Raw genomic sequence first — 15,771 nt, forward strand, 5'->3', positions numbered from 1 at the left:
TTTTCGGCTCGGTCATGGGGGAGTGGTCGTACCCTTCCCCCATGCCTCTTGTGGATCTCGGCGCGTACGCCGAAGACTTCAACGCCGACCCGTACCCCTTCTACGCCGCGCTGCGCTCCGCCGGCCCCGTCCACCGGGTGATGCTGGGCGGCGACAGGTCGTGGCTGGTCGTCGGCCACGAGGAGGCCCGCCAGGCCCTGAACCACCCGGGCCTGTCGAAGGACTGGCTCGGCGCGGAGCTGTTCGGGAACACGCCGGCGAGCGCCGCCGCCAGCAACATGCTGGAGGCGGACCCGCCCCACCACACCCGGCTGCGCGGCCTGGTGGCCCGGGAGTTCACGCCCCGCCGCATCGAGGCCCTGCGGCCGCGGGTCCAGGAGGTCACCGACGAACTGCTGGACGCGATGGCGGCCGCGCCGGACCGGCGGGCCGACCTGATCGCGGCCCTGGCCGTGCCGCTGCCGATGACCGTCATCTGCGAACTCCTCGGCGTCCCCGACCTGGACCGGGCGCGCTTCCGCTACTGGTCGGGCGAGATCGTGGCCCCGCTGGACCCGGCGGGCACGGACGGCCGCGTCCTGGAGCAGATGACCGCCTACCTGTACGAACTCGTCGAGGCCAAGGCCAAGACCCCGGGGGAGGACCTGCTCAGCGCCCTGATCCGGACCCGCGACGAGGACGGCGACCAGCTCTCCCCGGAGGAGCTGATCGGGATGGCCTTCCTGCTGCTGGTCGCGGGCCACGAGACCACGGTCAACCTGATCGGCAACGGGATACGGGCCCTGCTCGACCACCCCGACCAGCTGGCGGCCCTGCGCGCCGACCCGGACGGCCTGATCGACGGCGCGGTGGAGGAGATGCTCCGCTACGACGGCCCGGTGCAGCACGCCACCTACCGCTTCGCCCGCACGGACCTGGAGATCGGCGGCACCCTCATCGAAGCGGGCTCCTCGGTGGTGGTCGCCCTCGCCGCGGCCGACCGGGACCCCTCCCGCTTCGCGGATCCGGACCTCTTCGACATCCGCCGCCCTGCCCAGGGCCACGTCGCCTTCGGCCACGGCATCCACTTCTGCCTGGGCGCCCCGCTGGCCCGCATGGAGGGCCGCATCGCGATCCGCTCCCTGCTGGCCCGCTTCCCCACCCTCGCCCCGACCCCGGACACCAGCGCCGACTGGCTCCCGGGCACCCTGATGCGAGGCGTGACCCGCCTCCCCCTCCGCTGGTAGCCGACACCGCCGGCCCCGGGGGCGCGGCCGCGCAGCGTCAGAGCGAGCGGAAGACCCCCTCAGGGTCGGCGGCCGCAGCCTCCGCGTAGTCCTCGAAGTCCAGGTTCGCGATCGACAGGTTCGCGTGCACGTTGTGGACGCCGGCGGCTATGGTCCGGAACTCCCGGGGCGCCGGGTTGTCGACGAGCTCCCGGTAGTACACCGGGTCGAGGTCCTCGTCCTCGGGCTCGGCCGTGGTGAGGGCCAGCAGCGGTCGCAGGGCGGAGTGCATCGTCGTGCGGTCGGCGAGGAACACCACGCTGAGGTCCTCGTCCCGGCTCACGGCCGCGAGGACCTCCTGGGGCGCGGCACCGGCCCACACGGGATCATCGACGAGGTGGACGCGTGCCTCGTACTCGCCGCCGTCTCCCCACGGCTGAGCCAGCTCCGCCGCGACCGCCCGCCACGCGGCCTCGTCGTCGTAGTCGGTCCTGATGATCAGGGCGGCGAATTCATCTCGCCCCACCACCTCCGGCAACGTCATCACGAGCCTCCTCCCGCCTCGTCCGGTTCCGGCTTCGAATGTCTCACGCACCACTGACAACGCCCTCCGGGGCCTTGCGGGCCAGGAGGAAGCCCTGGGGGGAGCGTTCGTGTGAGTCGGGTTTGCGGATCAGGCGGGCCACCTCCGTGAGGCCGGCGTCCGAAAGGAGGGCGGCCATGCCGTCCGGGGGCGTCCGGTACACGTCGAGGTCGACCGGGCGGCCGTAGGCATGCTCCAGGCGGACTTCCCCCCGGACTCCGTCCGGGGGGACCCCCACGTCGCCCGCCTCGAAGGCGATCAGGACGTGGCCGCCCGGCGCCAGGACACGGGCGAACTCCGCGAACACCGGCGGGAGTTCCGGGAGCGGGGTGTGCACCGTGGAGTACCAGGCGAGGACCCCGCCCAGCACCCCGTCCGCGACGTCGAGGGCGGCCATCGACCCCACCTCGAACCGCAGCCCCGGATAGGTCCGGCGGGCCACCGCCACCATCGCCGGGGAGAGGTCGACGCCGAAGGCCCGTACGCCGAGACCGTCCAGATGGGCCGTCACCCGCCCCGGGCCGCAGCCCAGGTCCGCCACCGCCCGGCCCGCGCCGCCCTCCTCACTGCGCACGCACTCCGCGAACGCGGCCAGCATGGCCCGGTCCAGCGGCTTGCGCTCCAGTTCCCCGCCGAGGAGCCGCGCGTAGTCGACGGCGACGGCATCGTAGGACGCCCGTACGGAATGCAGGTTCATGCCCCTGGACAGTAGCCCGACCGGCGCCGGGTCTCACCCCCCGGCCAGCGGATTGGCCAGCTCCGCCCACTGATCGCCGGGGATTCCGGGGCTCAGCCGCATCAGCGTGAGCGCCTTGGTGGGCAGTGGCCCCGTCAGCAGCGCCTCGGTGTCGGCGGTCGGCGGCAGCCCGGCCGCCTCCGACAGGGCCTCGGCGAAGGCCGCCGCCGAACCGGCCGTGGCACCCAGCGCCCCCGTCAGCAGGGATCCGAACAGTTTGCGCCGCAGCACCGTCACGTCATCGGTGACCAGCCGGCCGGACAGCGGCGGCGCCGCAATGCCGTGCCGGGCCAGCCGCGCCGGGCTGATCCGGATGTCCGCGAGATCGCGGTACACCAGCCGGACCGGCGCGCCGGCGGGGGAGAGGACGACGAGGAGGTTCTGACCGTGGGCCTCCAGGGCCACCCCGAGCTCCAGCACCCGCAGGCACACCCCCAACGCCAGCCGGGCGAACTCGGCCCGCCAGGCCGCCGAACGCGCCGGCGGGAACGAACCCAGCGCCGCCACCGGCAGCACCCGCTCACCGGCGGCGGCGTCCGCGAACACCTCCGGCGGCTCGCGGAGCACCGCCGACAGGTCCGGGCTGTTCGCGCTCGCCGCACCCAGCGTGCGCGTGACGTGCAGCCGGCCGTCGAGCCGCTCGGACAGGGCCTGGGCGAAGGCCGACACGGCCGCCGCCGTCTCGATGGAGTAGACGGAGATGTCCCGGACGGAGGAGGTCAGCCGGGTGCTCAGCGCCGTCTTGACGTGCGCCCCGCCCGCCGGCCCGCCCTCCGCCGCCGGCGCGAGCGTGCGCAGCGCCATCAGCGGGTGCGCCGCGAAGCCGCCGCGCACCCGCTCGTGCTTCAGCACGTGCGCCGCCTGCCACGGGTGCACCGGCACCAGGATCCGCCCGCCGTCCCGGAGCTCCGCCGGCCACTCGCCCGTGACCAGGCACTCCTCGGCCCGTACGGCGACCAGCCCGAGCTCCACCACCGGCCGGTGCTCGGGCGCGTACGCCAGCTCCTCCGCCACCGAGAACCCGGGCCGGGACCGGCAGTTGGGGTGATACGGATGCCCGTCGACCACCCGCTGCTCCCACTCCCAGGTGCTCCGCGCCGCGCCGTCCCGCCCGACGGGCGGCTGCCCGGCCCGGGACAGGGCCAGGGAGGCCGTGCTGCCGTCCAGCTCGGCGGCGAACTCCTCCCCGTGCGGCACCCCCAGCGCCGCCACCAGCCGCGCGGCCTGCCGGTGGGGCCGGCCGTCGAGCAGCAGCTCGTCCACGTACGGCCCGGTCGCGTACGGATCCGGCAGCGGGCCCTCCAGCCGGCCACCCCCGGCCAGCCGCAGCACCAGGCCGCCCGGCCCCCGCTCCCGGCCCGCCACCCACGGCAGCGGTTCGAAGGCGAGCGCGCGCCACAGCCTGGTCAGCACGGCGGCGCGGGCGCCGGGCAGCGCCGCGTCGTACGGGGAACCGAGCGCGGGGCGTATCCCGGCCAGCTCGGCGGAGACGGCCTCCTCGGCCGGGGAGGCGGGAAGATGCATGCTGGGCTCCGCACATCGGGTCATCGGACATCGGTTTGCAGGATGGTCACCTCATCATCGCGGATACTGAAGATCACGGCCGGTGGTCGCGTCCCGCGATCCTCCGGCGCACCGGATGGACCGAATGGAACCAGTGGATCTCAACGCCGCCGACGCGTACGCCGCCACCCCGCTGCTGAACTGCCTGCTCCGCGAGGCCGCGGACCCCGTCGACCCCGCGGACCCCGAGGGCCACGCGGCCCCGGCCGGGACCGCCGGGCGCGCCCCCGCCTCCGCCGGACGGTCCCGCACGGCCGTCCACCGGTTGCGCGGCAGCGGCCGGCTGCTCAGGGTGCGCGCGGGCCGCCGGGCCGTACGCCCCGAACTGCGCACGGCGGACGGCTGGCATCCGCTCAGCCACGCGGAGCTGGTCAAGCTGACCGCCGACGAGCTGCTCCAGTACACCGGCGTCCCCAACGAGGAACTGCCGGTGGAGATCCACGACAGCCGGGCCGCGATCGCCGCGCTGCTGGCCGCCCGGGCCGTCGCCGAGCCCCCGGGCGACCCGTACCTCCTCTCCGAGCAGTCCCTGGTCATGGGCCACCCGCACCACCCGGCCCCCAAGGCCCGGGGCGGGGCCCCGGCCGGCAGCTGGCTGCCGTACGCGCCCGAGGCCCACGCCCGGTTCCCGCTCGTCTTCCTGGGGCTGCGCGAGGACCAGGTGGCGGAGGAGGGCGGCCTGGCCGCCGCCGACGCCGTCGACTCCCTCTGCGACGCCCTCGGCGGACCGCGCCCGCCCGCCGGCTACCGGCTGCTGCCCGCCCACCCCTGGCAGCTCGACCTGGTCGGCTCCCGCGGGCCCGTACGCGAGGCGTTCGCCGACGGGCGGCTGCTGCGCCTCGGCGAGAGCCGTCTGCCCGCCTGGCCGACGGCCTCGATCCGGACGCTGTACGTACCGCGGCCGGGCGCCGACCTGTTCGTGAAGTTCAGCCTCGACGTCCGGATCACCAACGACGTCCGCCGGCTGTGGCGGCACGACCTGCTGAAACTGCGCCGCACCGACGCTGCCGTCGAGGCGGGCTTCGCCGCGCTGCGCCGGACCGGTTCGGACGCGGCGGGCGCCGCCTGGCTCGCCGACCGCGGCTACCGCACCGCCGGCTTCGCCTTCGAGGAGCTCGCCGTACTGGTCCGTGACGGTCTGCACGCCCACGCCGCATCCGGGTCCACCCCGCTGCTGGCCGCCGCGCTCGCCGAGGGGTACGACGGGAGCCCGCTGGCGAACACCGCCGACCCGGCCGCCTGGTGGCGGGCGTACCTGCGCCGGGTGGTGCCACCGGTGCTGGAGCTGTTCGCCCGGCACGGCATCGTGCTGGAGGCCCACCTCCAGAACACCCTGGTCGCCGTGGACGCGGCGGGACTTCCGGTGCAGGCCCTGTTCCGCGACGCGGAGGGGGTCAAGCTCCTGCCCGACCTGGACCGCTCGGCGGCCTGGCAGCGGCTGGTCTACTGCCTGGTGGTCAACCATCTCGCGGAGATCGCCGGGGCGTTGACCGAACGGCATCCGGACATCTCGCCGCTGGTGTGGCCGGCCGTACGGGAGGAGTTCCTGCGCTACGACGCCGCCCGCGGGCTCCCCGAGATCGCCGAGCTCCTCGCCGCCCCGGCCCTGCCGGCCAAGACCAACCTGCTCCTGCGCTGGACCCGCGCGGACGGCGCGGACGCCCGCTACCTGCCGTTGCCGAACCCGCTGCGGGGGTAGGGAAATCGGCCAAGGTGGTCGCGGTTCCCCGAAGCCCTCTCACCGAAAGGTATAGACCAATGCTAGGTTGGTCGGGCAGACCGCGCAGTCCTTGACCACCCGTCAGAGGAGAAGCCATGCCCTCCCCTTCGCGGGGCGGCGGCCCGGCCGCCATGCCCAAGTACCAGCGGATCGCCGCAGCGCTGCGGCACGAACTCGACCGCGCCGCGGACACCCCCGGCGGCACGCTGCCCTCGGAACGCAGCCTGGCCGCCCGCTACCAGGTCAACCGGCAGACGATCCGGGCCGCGCTCCAGCAGCTGCGCGAGGACGGCCTCATCGTCACGGGCCGCCGCGGCACCCGTCCCGCCGCGGCGGCCGCCGGCGGAGAGGGCGTCGTCGCCGTCGCGGTCGCGGTCGCCGCACCGGCCGCAGCACCGACCGCCGCGCCCCGCGCCGTCCCGGCACCCGTCGCCGTTCCGGCCCAGAGCTGGCTCACGCGCGTCACCGTGCCGCCCTCGCTCGCCGCGCTGCTCGGCATGAGCGGCGGGGAGCGCACCCTGGTCCACCACCGCCGCGAGCGGGGCCCGGCGGGCGAGACCCTCACGCACGCCGTCACCTACCTGAGCCCCGGCGCCATCGCCCGGAGCCCGGTGCTGGCCCGCTACCGCGACCGGCCGACGCCGGTCCGCGACGAGGACCTGGGGCCCCTGCACCGCTGGCTCGACCGCGCCGCGGCGGACGGCCGGGTCGCCGAGACGCTCACCATGACCCGCACCAGCCACCCTTCGGCGGCTTCCCCGGCCTGCGGTCTGACGGTGCGCCGCACCCTGCACGACGAACACGGCACCCTGCTGGCGGTCGCCGACCTGGCCTTCCCCACCTGGGACCGCCTGACCTTCCACCGGGACAGCCGCGGCCGACGCGACCACGCTGCCGCCGGGTTCCGCATCACGTGATTCGGGTCACGTGCCGTGTGTCACGTGCGGTGTGTCACGTGCCGTGCGTCAGGTGAGGCGCGTCACGTGACGCACGCCGCACGAGGGGTCGACGGCGCCTAGTCCACCGCGAGATCCGGTACCGGGGCGTCCGCGGCCGCGGGTGCGCCGGCCAGCAGGGCGAGCAGCCCGGCCACTTGTACACCCGCCTCGGCGGGGTGGCGGAAGAGGGCGCCCGGGGAAATCTCGTACCGGTTGCGCCGTCCGTCGCGGACGCGCCGCAGGTAGCCGTCCGCCTCCAGGTCGGTGACGATCGTCTGCACGGTGCGCTCGGTCAGCACGCAGACGGCGGCGACGTCCCTGAGCCGCACGGCCGGGTCCCGGGCGATGGTCACCAGAACTCGGGCGTGATTAGTCAGGAATGTCCAGTTCTGACGCTGTGACATGCTCCCCATGCCGTCATGATGCGATACCTGATTCGCGTGATGCAAGACGTGAAAAGTATTTCCGGTAATTCTTGACGTACGAACAGAAGGGGTCCACCATCTACGGCAGTCAAGGTCCCGCGCCGCAAGCCGACCAGCCCAAGGAGCGAACCCCATGCCGGTCCCTGCCCCCTCCTCCCATACCGCCGCCACCCACACCACCCCCGTTCCCCGTCCCCGCCAGGGCTCCGAGGCCGCCCGCCTCGCCGGAGTGCCCCGGATCGACGAGCCCCGGGAGGTGGCTCCCGCGGATGCGCGGGAGCTGTCGAAGGTTTTCTTCCGGCGACTGCGCGAGCTGACCGAGGGCACCCCGGAGTACCAGTACGTCCGCAACACCCTCATCGAGATGAACGCCTCACTCGTCCAGTACGCGGTGCGCCGCTTCCGCAACCGCGGCGACGGCGGGGACATCGAGGACATCGTCCAGGTCGGCACCATCGGTCTCATCAAGGCCATCGACCGCTTCGACCCGACCCGCGAGAACGAGTTCTCCACGCTCGCCATGCCGTACATCACAGGCGAGATCAAGAGGCACTTCCGCGACACCACCTGGGCCGTCCGTGTCCCGCGCCGGCTCCAGGAGCTGCGCATCGACATAGCGAAGGCCAAGGAGGAGCTGACCGTCACGCTCGACCGCTCGCCCACCGTCGCGGACCTCGCCGCCCACCTCCGCCTCTCGGAGGAGGAGGTCATAGAGGGTCTCGTCGCCGCGAACGGCCACACCAGCGGCTCCCTGGACGCCCCGCCCACCGCGCACGCCGACTACGGCGGCGGCTCCACCGAGACCCACAGCCTCGCCGACGTCATGGGCGAGGAGGAGCCGGCCATGGAGCTGGTCGAGGACATCCAGACCCTGGCGCCGCTGCTGGAGCAGCTCACCGGCCGCGAGCGCCGCATGCTCCAGATGCGGTTCGGCGAGGAGCTGACGCAGGCGCAGATCGGGGACGCCCTCGGCATCTCGCAGATGCAGGTGTCCCGGCTGCTCAACCGTCTCCTCAGCCACCTGCGGGCTTCGATGCTGGCGGACGAGCCCGAGTCCGGTTGCGGACCCGACGCGTGAGCTAGATCACCTTTGCGTTTGCTGTGGTGAATGCCGGGAAAGTGCGCAGCTGGAGCGGAACCATGTCCTCCGGCCAAACGGGCCGGAGGCACGGCGCACGCGGGCAGATCCCGTCCCGCTCCGCGGCCCGCCGGCCAGGCTCTCCGGAGCACGGCGCGCCGTACCCGGTACGACCCGCGAGGTGTATGTGTCCACGCTCCAGGCCGAGCACGTGTACAAGGTCTTCGGCAGACGTCCAGACGACGCGGTCCGCGCGCTCCAAGCCGGCGCCGGCCGCGACGAGCTGCGTGCGGACGCAACGACGGCCGCGGTGATCGACGCCTCGTTCCGCGTCGAGCCCGGCCAGATCTTCGTCGTCATGGGCCTCTCGGGATCCGGCAAGTCCACGCTGCTGCGCATGCTCAACGGTCTGCTGGAGCCCACCTCGGGCCGCATCCTCTTCGACGGCGAGGACCTCACCACCCTCGGCCCCCGCGAGCTGCGCCGCGTACGGTCCACCAAAATCAGCATGGTCTTCCAGCACTTCGCCCTGTTCCCGCACCGCGACGTCCTGGAGAACGCCGCCTACGGACTGGAGGTCCAGGGCGTCCCCCGGGCCGAGCGCGAGCGCCGGGCCGCCGAGGCCCTGGCGCTGTGCGGGCTCGGCGGCTGGGAGAAGTCCTGGCCCGACGAGCTCTCCGGCGGCATGCAGCAGCGCGTCGGCCTGGCCCGCGCCCTGGCCACCGACGCCGACCTGCTGCTGATGGACGAGTCCTTCAGCGCCCTCGACCCGCTGATCCGCCGCGACATGCAGGACCAGCTCCTCGAACTCCAGCGGCGCCTGAAGAAGACCATCGTCTTCATCACCCACGACCTCAACGAGGCCATGCGCCTGGGCGACGGCATCGCCGTCATGCGCGACGGCCGCATCGTCCAGCAGGGCACCGCCGAGGACATCCTCACCCGCCCCGCCGACGAGTACGTCGCCTCCTTCATCCAGGACGTGGACCGTTCGCGAGTGCTTACGGCCGATGCCGTCATGGACGAGCCTCCCCTCGACGCGGACGCCTGCGACTGCCCCACCGTCCAGGCCGACACCCCGCTCGCCGACCTGTGCGCGGTCAGCGCCCGCGTCCCGCACCCGGTCGCCGTGACCGACGCGGACGGCGCCGTCATCGGCTCCGTACCGCAGGACCGCCTCATCGCCTTCATCGGCGACGAACAACGGCCCCCCATGGCCTGCGTGGAGGTGGCGGCCTGATGCCCCGCCTGCACCTCGGCGCCTGGGTCGACAGCGGTGTCGACTTCCTCCAGCGCCACCTGTCCTGGCTGTTCGACGCCGTCAGCGCGCTCGTCACCGGCCTCTACGACGGCATCGACGCCGTCCTGTCCGCACCCGCCCCGCTGCTCTTCGCGGGCATCCTCGCCGTGGCCGCCTGGTGGCTGCGCGGCCTCCTCGCCGGCCTGCTCGCCTTCGCCGGCTTCGCACTCGTCGACTCCGTCGGCCTGTGGGCCGACGCCATGTCCACGCTGTCCCTGGTCCTCGTCGCGACCCTCGTCACCCTGGTCTTCGCGATCCCGCTCGGCATCTGGGCCTCGCGCTCCGACCCGGTCAGCGCCGTCCTGAGGCCCGTCCTGGACTTCATGCAGACCATGCCGGCCATGGTCTACCTCATCCCCGGCATCATCTTCTTCGGGGTGGGCGTGGTGCCCGGCATCATCGCGACCATCATCTTCTCGCTGCCGCCGGGCGTACGGATGACCGAGCTCGGCATCCGGCAGGTCGACGCGGAACTGGTCGAGGCCGCCGAGGCCTTCGGCACCACCCCGCGCGACACCCTCGTCCGCGTCCAGCTGCCGCTGGCCCTGCCCACCGTCATGGCGGGCGTCAACCAGGTCATCATGCTGGGCCTGTCCATGGTCGTCATCGCCGGCATGGTCGGCGGCGGCGGCCTCGGCGGCGCCGTCTACCGGGCCATCGGCAACGTCGACATCGGCCTCGGCTTCGAGGCGGGCGTCTCCATCGTCATCCTGGCCATGTACCTGGACCGGATGACCGGCGCCCTGGGCCGCCAGGTCTCCCCGCTCGGCCGGCGCACCCTCGCCAAGGCGCGCTCCGCCGCCACCGGCGCGGCCCGGCTGTGGAGCCACCGCCCCCAGCCCGCCCACGCCGTCACCGCAGCAGTCGTACTGGCCCTCGTGGCCGGCGGTCTCGGCACCTTCGGCGGCTCCGCCGCCGGGGACGGACCGGCCGGGGCCGCGAACACCGGCAAGGGCCGCACCGTCTCCATCGGCTACATCCCCTGGGACGAGGGCATCGCCTCCACCTTCCTCTGGAAGGAGCTCCTGGAGCGCCGCGGGTTCAAGGTCGACGCCCGCCAGCTGGAGGCCGGAGCGCTCTACACCGGCCTGGCCGGCGGCCAGCTCGACTTCCAGACCGACGCCTGGCTGCCCGTCACGCACGCCCAGTACTGGGAGAAGTACGGGAACAGGCTGGAGGACCTCGGCTCCTGGTACGGCTCCACCTCGCTGGAGCTGTCCGTGCCCTCGTACGTGAAGGACGTGCGCTCGCTCGCCGACCTCAAGGGCAAGTCCGCGCAGTTCAAGGGCCGGATCATCGGCATCGAGCCGAGCGCCGGCGCCATGGGCATCCTCAAGGACAAGGTGCTGGGGGAGTACGGCCTGGAGGGCGATTACCAGGTCGTCGACGGCTCCACGCCCGGCATGCTCGCCGAGCTCAAGCGGGCCTACGACAAGAAGGAGCCGGTGGTGACCGTCCTGTGGTCGCCTCACTGGGCCTACTCCTCCTACGAGCTGACCAAGCTGGAGGACCCCAAGGGCGTCTGGGGCAAGGGCGACGGGATCCACACCCTGGCCCGCAAGGGCTTCGCCGCCGACGAGCCCGAGGTGGCCGCCTGGCTGCGCTCCTTCAAGCTCACCGAGGAGCAGCTCACCAGCCTGGAGGCGAGGATCCAGGACACGGGCAAGGGCAAGGAGCAACAGGCGGTCCGCGCCTGGCTGAAGGACCACCCGGAGGTCGACAGGCTCTCCTGACCCGAAGGTGCCCGACGGCGAGGGCGCCGGTGCCCGAGGGACCCGTACGGTCCCCCGCGCCCCGGCGCCTCAGCGCACCAGCACACGATCCGGCGCCTCGGCCGGCCCGGCCTGCGGCGGGCTGTCCGGGGAGGATGCCCGCCGGGACCTGGACGGCCACCAGAGGGACCGGCCCCACAGCGCGGCGCAGGCGGGCACCAGGACGACCGACAGGACGAAGGCCGAGAGCAGGATCCCGAGCGCCGTCGCGAAGCCGATCTGCTGGGTGGCCGGGTCCGGGCTGACGGCGAGACTCCCGAAGGAGGCGGCCAGCACCAGTCCGGCCGTCGCCACGGCCGGCGCGGTGCGTCGCACCGTGCGGGCCACCGCCGCGCGGGCCGGACCGGGCCGCTGCATCTCCTCGCGGATCCGGTCGATCACCAGGATGTTGTAGTCGGTGCCGAGCGCGACCACGAACAGGAACAGGATCAGCGGGAGCGTGAAGGCCACACCCGGCCGGTCCAGCGCGTGCTGGAAGACGAGCGCCGAGGCACCCAGCGTGGCGGCGAAGCCCAGCGCCACCGCGAGCAGCATGACCAGCGGGGCGAGCAGGCTCCGCAGCAGCACGAACAGGATCAGCGCGATCAGTACCGCGGCCACCGGGAACACCAGCCGCAGGTCCTCGTCCACAGCCGCCGACACGTCGGCGAACACCGCCGCGGTGCCCCCCACATGTGCCTCGGTACCCGCGGGCCGCTGCGTGGCGACCGCCTCCCGGACCGGGCCGGACGCCAGCTCACGGGCCTCCCGGCTGTTCGGATCGGCGTTCTGGAACAGGTCGATCCGCGCCGCCCGGTGGTCCCCGCTCAGCACGGTCGGGGCGAGCCGGCCCACGCCGTCGAGCTTCGCGAGCGTCCCGGCCAGCGTGTCGACCCGGTCGGTGGTGAGCGGACCGCCGTCCGACGCGGTGAGGAAGACGCTGATCGGGTCCGACACACCGGCGGGCAGCGCCCGGGAGATCTCGGCCGCGGTGGCCGCGGCGGCCGTACGCTCCCCGCCCTCGGCTCCCGATCCGTAGTCCATCCGGATGCCGGCCACGCCCGCGGCCAGGGCGCCGAGGAGCGCCACGCAGACGAGGACCGCCGCGAGCGGCCGCCGGACCACCCGGTCGCCGAGCCGGGCGGCCCAGCCCCCGCGGGGCTCCCGCTTCCAGGCACGGGCGGGCCAGAACATCTTGCGTCCGGTGACGGCGAGCAGAGCGGGCATCAGGGTCAGGCTGCCGAGCAGCATCACCAGTACGGCCACGGCGATGGCCGGGCCGAGCACCCGGAACTGGCCGAACGAGGCCACCCCGAGCGTGGCGAACGCGGCGACGATGGTCAGCGCCGCCGAGGTCACCGCCGTACCGACGCGCCCGCCGACCTCGGCCGCCGCGGCGCGCCCCGACTGCTCGGGCCGCCGGCGCAGCTGCTCGCGGAAGCGGAAGAGCAGGAAGAGGAAGTAGTCGATGCCGATGCCCACCAGGACGACATTGATGAGCTGCGGGGTGGACGGATCGAGGTCGATGCCGGTCAGCATCGCGAGGCCGACCACCGTACCGGTCGCGGCGCCCCCGACGACGGAGACGACGAGCAGCGGCAGCAGCGCGGAGAGCAGACCGCGGAACACCAGCACGTGCAGCAGCACGATCACCGCGAGCATCACGATGCCGATGACCAGGGACCGGGTCTTCCCGGCATCGGCGCTGTCCACGGCGTCGGCGAGCCCGCCGGTGAACCCGGTCCGCAGCCCCGCCTCCGCGAACTGCGCCCGGGCGTGGTCCCGGAAGGCCCGGTAGGTGTCCTGCATCCCGGGGTCCTGGGGATTCCCGGTCAGCTCCACGGTCAGCAGCCGAAAGCTCAGGTCGGGCGCTGTCATGGCCGGGGCGATCCGGGGGACCTGCGAATGGTCCTGGGCGAAGGGCAGTTGGTCCTCGGACTTCGGCATCGAGATCCGGTGGCGGGCGAGCTTCGCGGCCTCCTCGTCGATGCGCCGCTCGTCCGCCGCGCCCAGCAGCCCGCCGTCCGGCCTGGCCACCAGCACGGTCAGCGGGTTGATGCCCGGCTCGGCCCCGAACCTCTCCTCGGCGACCTTCAGGGCGGCGGCCGAATCGTAGGTCGCGGGCAGGAAGTCGCCGGCGCTGCTCTGCGTGGCGCGGAACACCAGCGCCTGGCCCAGGAGGCTCAGTGCGATGCCCAGCACGGCCCAGACGGCGATCACCTTCCAGGGACTTCTCGTCGAGAATCCGGTCAGGGCGCGGATCACGTGACTCCTCCGGTCTGTGCGGCTGCGGCCGGGGGTTCCCGGCCGATCTCCAGACCATCAGGGGTGATCGGGGTCCGCGTCGGGGCCGGGGAGGAGGCGTACCCCGGGAGCAGGGTCCGGGCCCGGGCCCGGAGCAGGACCCTGGTCCTGCTCCCTCACCCGCCCCGGGGACGGTGGCACCGGTGGGGCCCGCTGTCAGAATGGATCACGAGGATCCGGCTGCGCACCGCCCCGGCACCGGCCGGGCGGGCAACCGGCGGGGGAGGACCGGCAACGATGGGCAAGGGCGCCGACAGGCTCCGTTGGACGCGCAACGACGCACTCGTGGCCATCGGGGCCGCAGCGGTGGACCTGGTGGGATTCTCCGGCGGCGCCCTGTCCGACGGGGTTCCCCTCACCGTCACGGCGGCCTTCGCCCTCGTGGCGGCCGCCTTGTCCCTGCTCGCCCGGCGCAGCCACCCGGTGACGGTGCTCGCGGTGGTGCTCGCCTTGGGCGTGGTGCCCAATCTGGCCATGCCCGTGGTGTCTCCGCACTTCTCCCTCAGCCTCGCCGTCGCCCTGTACTCGGTGGCCAGGTTCCGCCGGCCCGCGGTGGTCGCCGGGGCACTCCTCGCCACCGTGCCCCTGCCCGCGGTGGGCATGGCCGGCACCCTGCTCCCCTTCGGCTGGATCCTCTTGGCCAACGCGGTGGCCGCGACCCTGGTCGTCATCACGGCCGAGGTCGTGAATCGCTGGCAGCGGGAGGTCGAGGCCAACCACACCCTGCAGGCCGACCGCGCGTTGGCCGAGGAGCGCCGCCGGATCGCCCGCGAACTGCACGACATCGTCGCCCACCACATCACCACCATGCAGCTGATGGCCGGCGGTGCGCGGGCCAATCTGGCCCACGACCCCGAGGCGTCGCGCGAGGCCCTCGTCACCTTGGAGGACTCCGGGCGGTCGGCACTGCGCGAGATGCGGCAACTCCTCCACGTCCTACGGGACGGAGAAGAAGCGGAGGATCTCCCTCCGGCGCCGCAGCCCGGGGCCGGAGACCTCGACCGGATCATCACGGAGTCGCGGCTGGCCGGGACGGAAACGGAGTTCACCGTGGACGGGCCGGTCCGCCCGCTGCCGCCGACCGTGGGCCTCACCGTCTTCCGGATCGTGCAGGAGGCGCTGACCAACACCCGCAAACACGCCGGGGAGGCGCGGGCCCACGTACGACTGACGTATCGCCCCGACGAAGTCGCCGTGGAGGTACGCGACGACGGGACGGGAGCGTGGGCGACGGCTCCGCGACCCGCACCGCCGCGCCCCGGATACGGTCTCATCGGAATGCACGAGCGCGTCGCCCTCCAGGGCGGCACCCTGGAGGCCGCCGCGCTCGACGGCGGCGGCTTCAGGGTGGCGGCCCGCCTCCCGGTTCAGGGAGGCACCGGGGGCGGCGAGGGAGGGGAACGACACCGATGATCCGCGTGCTCATCGCCGACGACCAGCCGCTGGTCCGGCGGGGCCTCGCCCTGATCCTGGCCCCCGACCCCGAGTTCGAGGTGGTGGGCGAGGCCGAGGACGGCTCCCGGGCCGTGGCCCTCGCCCGCGAACTACGGCCCGACGTGGTCGTCATGGACATCCGCATGCCGGTCCTCGACGGGGTACAGGCCACCGGGGAACTGGCCCGGACCCTCCCGGGGACCAGGGTGCTCGCCCTCAGCACCTTCGACATGGACGAGTACGTGGTCGCCGCCCTGCGCGCCGGCGCCTCCGGCTTCCTGCCCAAGGACATCTCGCCGGAGGAACTGAGCGCCGCGGTCCGCATCGTCCACCGCGGTGAGGCCGCCGTCGCGCCCCGACTGCTCACCCGGCTGCTGTCCACCTACGTACGGACCCCCGCCCGCGCCCGGCCCGCCGCCGCGGCGGTCCCGGCCGAACTGACCCCGCGCGAGCTGGAGATCTGGCAGCTCCTGGCCGGCGGCCTGGACAACTCCGAGATCGCCCGGGATCTGGACATCAGTGTCTCCACGGTCAAGAACCACATCACCGGCATCTTCGGCAAGCTGGGCGTCCGTGATCGCGCCCAGGCGGTCATCGCGGCGTACGAATCGGGGCTGGTGGAGGCCGGCCCCAGGCGGGGTTGATCACCAAGTGCCCGCAGGGAGAGCGGAACCCTCCTGCCGGTCACACCGCTGACCAGCCAAAACACTGGACAATTCGCCCGTGCGGACAAG

Annotated in this window: 13 protein-coding genes; 8 read left to right on the forward strand and 5 right to left on the reverse strand. The window is 73.5% G+C overall.

Annotated features, from left to right (window positions below):
* Window positions 1-41: 41 nt before the first annotated feature.
* On the forward strand, window positions 42-1,226 hold the full coding sequence (locus ACFTXQ_RS01325; RefSeq protein WP_382634606.1) for a cytochrome P450: 1,185 nt from the start codon (window positions 42-44) through the stop codon (window positions 1,224-1,226).
* A gap of 37 nt (window positions 1,227-1,263) precedes the next feature.
* Here ACFTXQ_RS01325 and ACFTXQ_RS01330 read toward each other — a convergent pair whose 3' ends face one another.
* The 3 genes from ACFTXQ_RS01330 to ACFTXQ_RS01340 are packed head-to-tail and all read right to left on the reverse strand — an operon-like array spanning window position 1,264 to window position 4,048.
* The gene (locus ACFTXQ_RS01330) at window positions 1,264-1,749 is read right to left on the reverse strand and encodes a DUF6924 domain-containing protein (RefSeq protein ID WP_382634607.1); all 486 of its coding nucleotides are present in this window, start codon (window positions 1,747-1,749) and stop codon (window positions 1,264-1,266) included.
* Between the two features lie 43 nt (window positions 1,750-1,792).
* Window positions 1,793-2,485, reverse strand: coding sequence for a class I SAM-dependent DNA methyltransferase (locus ACFTXQ_RS01335; protein WP_382634610.1), 693 nt, complete (start codon window positions 2,483-2,485; stop codon window positions 1,793-1,795).
* Window positions 2,486-2,518: 33 nt separating this feature from the next.
* Entirely contained in the window at window positions 2,519-4,048 is a 1,530-nt protein-coding gene (locus ACFTXQ_RS01340) for an IucA/IucC family protein (protein ID WP_382634612.1), read from the reverse strand.
* 124 nt (window positions 4,049-4,172) lie between these two features.
* Between ACFTXQ_RS01340 and ACFTXQ_RS01345 the strand changes: the two genes are divergently transcribed.
* Both ACFTXQ_RS01345 and ACFTXQ_RS01350 read left to right on the forward strand, forming a co-directional pair.
* The gene (locus tag ACFTXQ_RS01345; protein ID WP_382634615.1) at window positions 4,173-5,786 is read left to right on the forward strand and encodes an IucA/IucC family protein; all 1,614 of its coding nucleotides are present in this window, start codon (window positions 4,173-4,175) and stop codon (window positions 5,784-5,786) included.
* Window positions 5,787-5,902: 116 nt separating this feature from the next.
* Window positions 5,903-6,724 carry a GntR family transcriptional regulator gene (locus tag ACFTXQ_RS01350; RefSeq protein WP_382634618.1) on the forward strand — a complete coding sequence of 274 codons (822 nt, stop codon included), beginning with the start codon at window positions 5,903-5,905 and terminating at the stop codon, window positions 6,722-6,724.
* Window positions 6,725-6,822: 98 nt separating this feature from the next.
* Here ACFTXQ_RS01350 and ACFTXQ_RS01355 read toward each other — a convergent pair whose 3' ends face one another.
* Window positions 6,823-7,158 (reverse strand): MarR family transcriptional regulator, encoded by a 336-nt coding sequence (locus tag ACFTXQ_RS01355; RefSeq protein WP_382635098.1) that lies wholly within the window; start codon window positions 7,156-7,158, stop codon window positions 6,823-6,825.
* Window positions 7,159-7,303: 145 nt separating this feature from the next.
* Between ACFTXQ_RS01355 and ACFTXQ_RS01360 the strand changes: the two genes are divergently transcribed.
* The 3 genes from ACFTXQ_RS01360 (at window position 7,304) to ACFTXQ_RS01370 (ending at window position 11,281) form a co-directional block, all read left to right on the forward strand.
* On the forward strand, window positions 7,304-8,248 hold the full coding sequence (locus ACFTXQ_RS01360) for a SigB/SigF/SigG family RNA polymerase sigma factor (RefSeq protein ID WP_382634621.1): 945 nt from the start codon (window positions 7,304-7,306) through the stop codon (window positions 8,246-8,248).
* A 187-nt stretch (window positions 8,249-8,435) separates the two neighbouring features.
* Window positions 8,436-9,488 carry a glycine betaine/L-proline ABC transporter ATP-binding protein gene (locus ACFTXQ_RS01365; protein WP_382634624.1) on the forward strand — a complete coding sequence of 351 codons (1,053 nt, stop codon included), beginning with the start codon at window positions 8,436-8,438 and terminating at the stop codon, window positions 9,486-9,488.
* A complete protein-coding gene (locus tag ACFTXQ_RS01370) occupies window positions 9,488-11,281 on the forward strand; it encodes an ABC transporter permease/substrate binding protein (protein ID WP_382634626.1) in 1,794 nt (597 codons plus the stop codon). The genes ACFTXQ_RS01365 and ACFTXQ_RS01370 overlap by 1 nt, the downstream gene beginning before the upstream one ends.
* Before the next feature lie 69 nt (window positions 11,282-11,350).
* On the opposite strand, the gene ACFTXQ_RS01375 is transcribed toward ACFTXQ_RS01370, so the two are convergent.
* The gene (locus ACFTXQ_RS01375; RefSeq protein ID WP_382634629.1) at window positions 11,351-13,564 is read right to left on the reverse strand and encodes an MMPL family transporter; all 2,214 of its coding nucleotides are present in this window, start codon (window positions 13,562-13,564) and stop codon (window positions 11,351-11,353) included.
* Window positions 13,565-13,840: 276 nt separating this feature from the next.
* Between ACFTXQ_RS01375 and ACFTXQ_RS01380 the strand changes: the two genes are divergently transcribed.
* Complete coding sequence (locus ACFTXQ_RS01380; protein WP_382634631.1) at window positions 13,841-15,016, forward strand: sensor histidine kinase; 1,176 nt, start codon at window positions 13,841-13,843, stop codon at window positions 15,014-15,016.
* Window positions 15,013-15,681, forward strand: coding sequence for a response regulator (locus ACFTXQ_RS01385; RefSeq protein WP_382634633.1), 669 nt, complete (start codon window positions 15,013-15,015; stop codon window positions 15,679-15,681). Before ACFTXQ_RS01380 ends, ACFTXQ_RS01385 begins: the two co-directional genes overlap by 4 nt.
* Window positions 15,682-15,771: the final 90 nt, after the last annotated feature.

The organism is Streptomyces sp. NPDC057010, from assembly GCF_042673805.1.
In the GTDB taxonomy this organism is placed as follows: domain Bacteria; phylum Actinomycetota; class Actinomycetes; order Streptomycetales; family Streptomycetaceae; genus Streptomyces.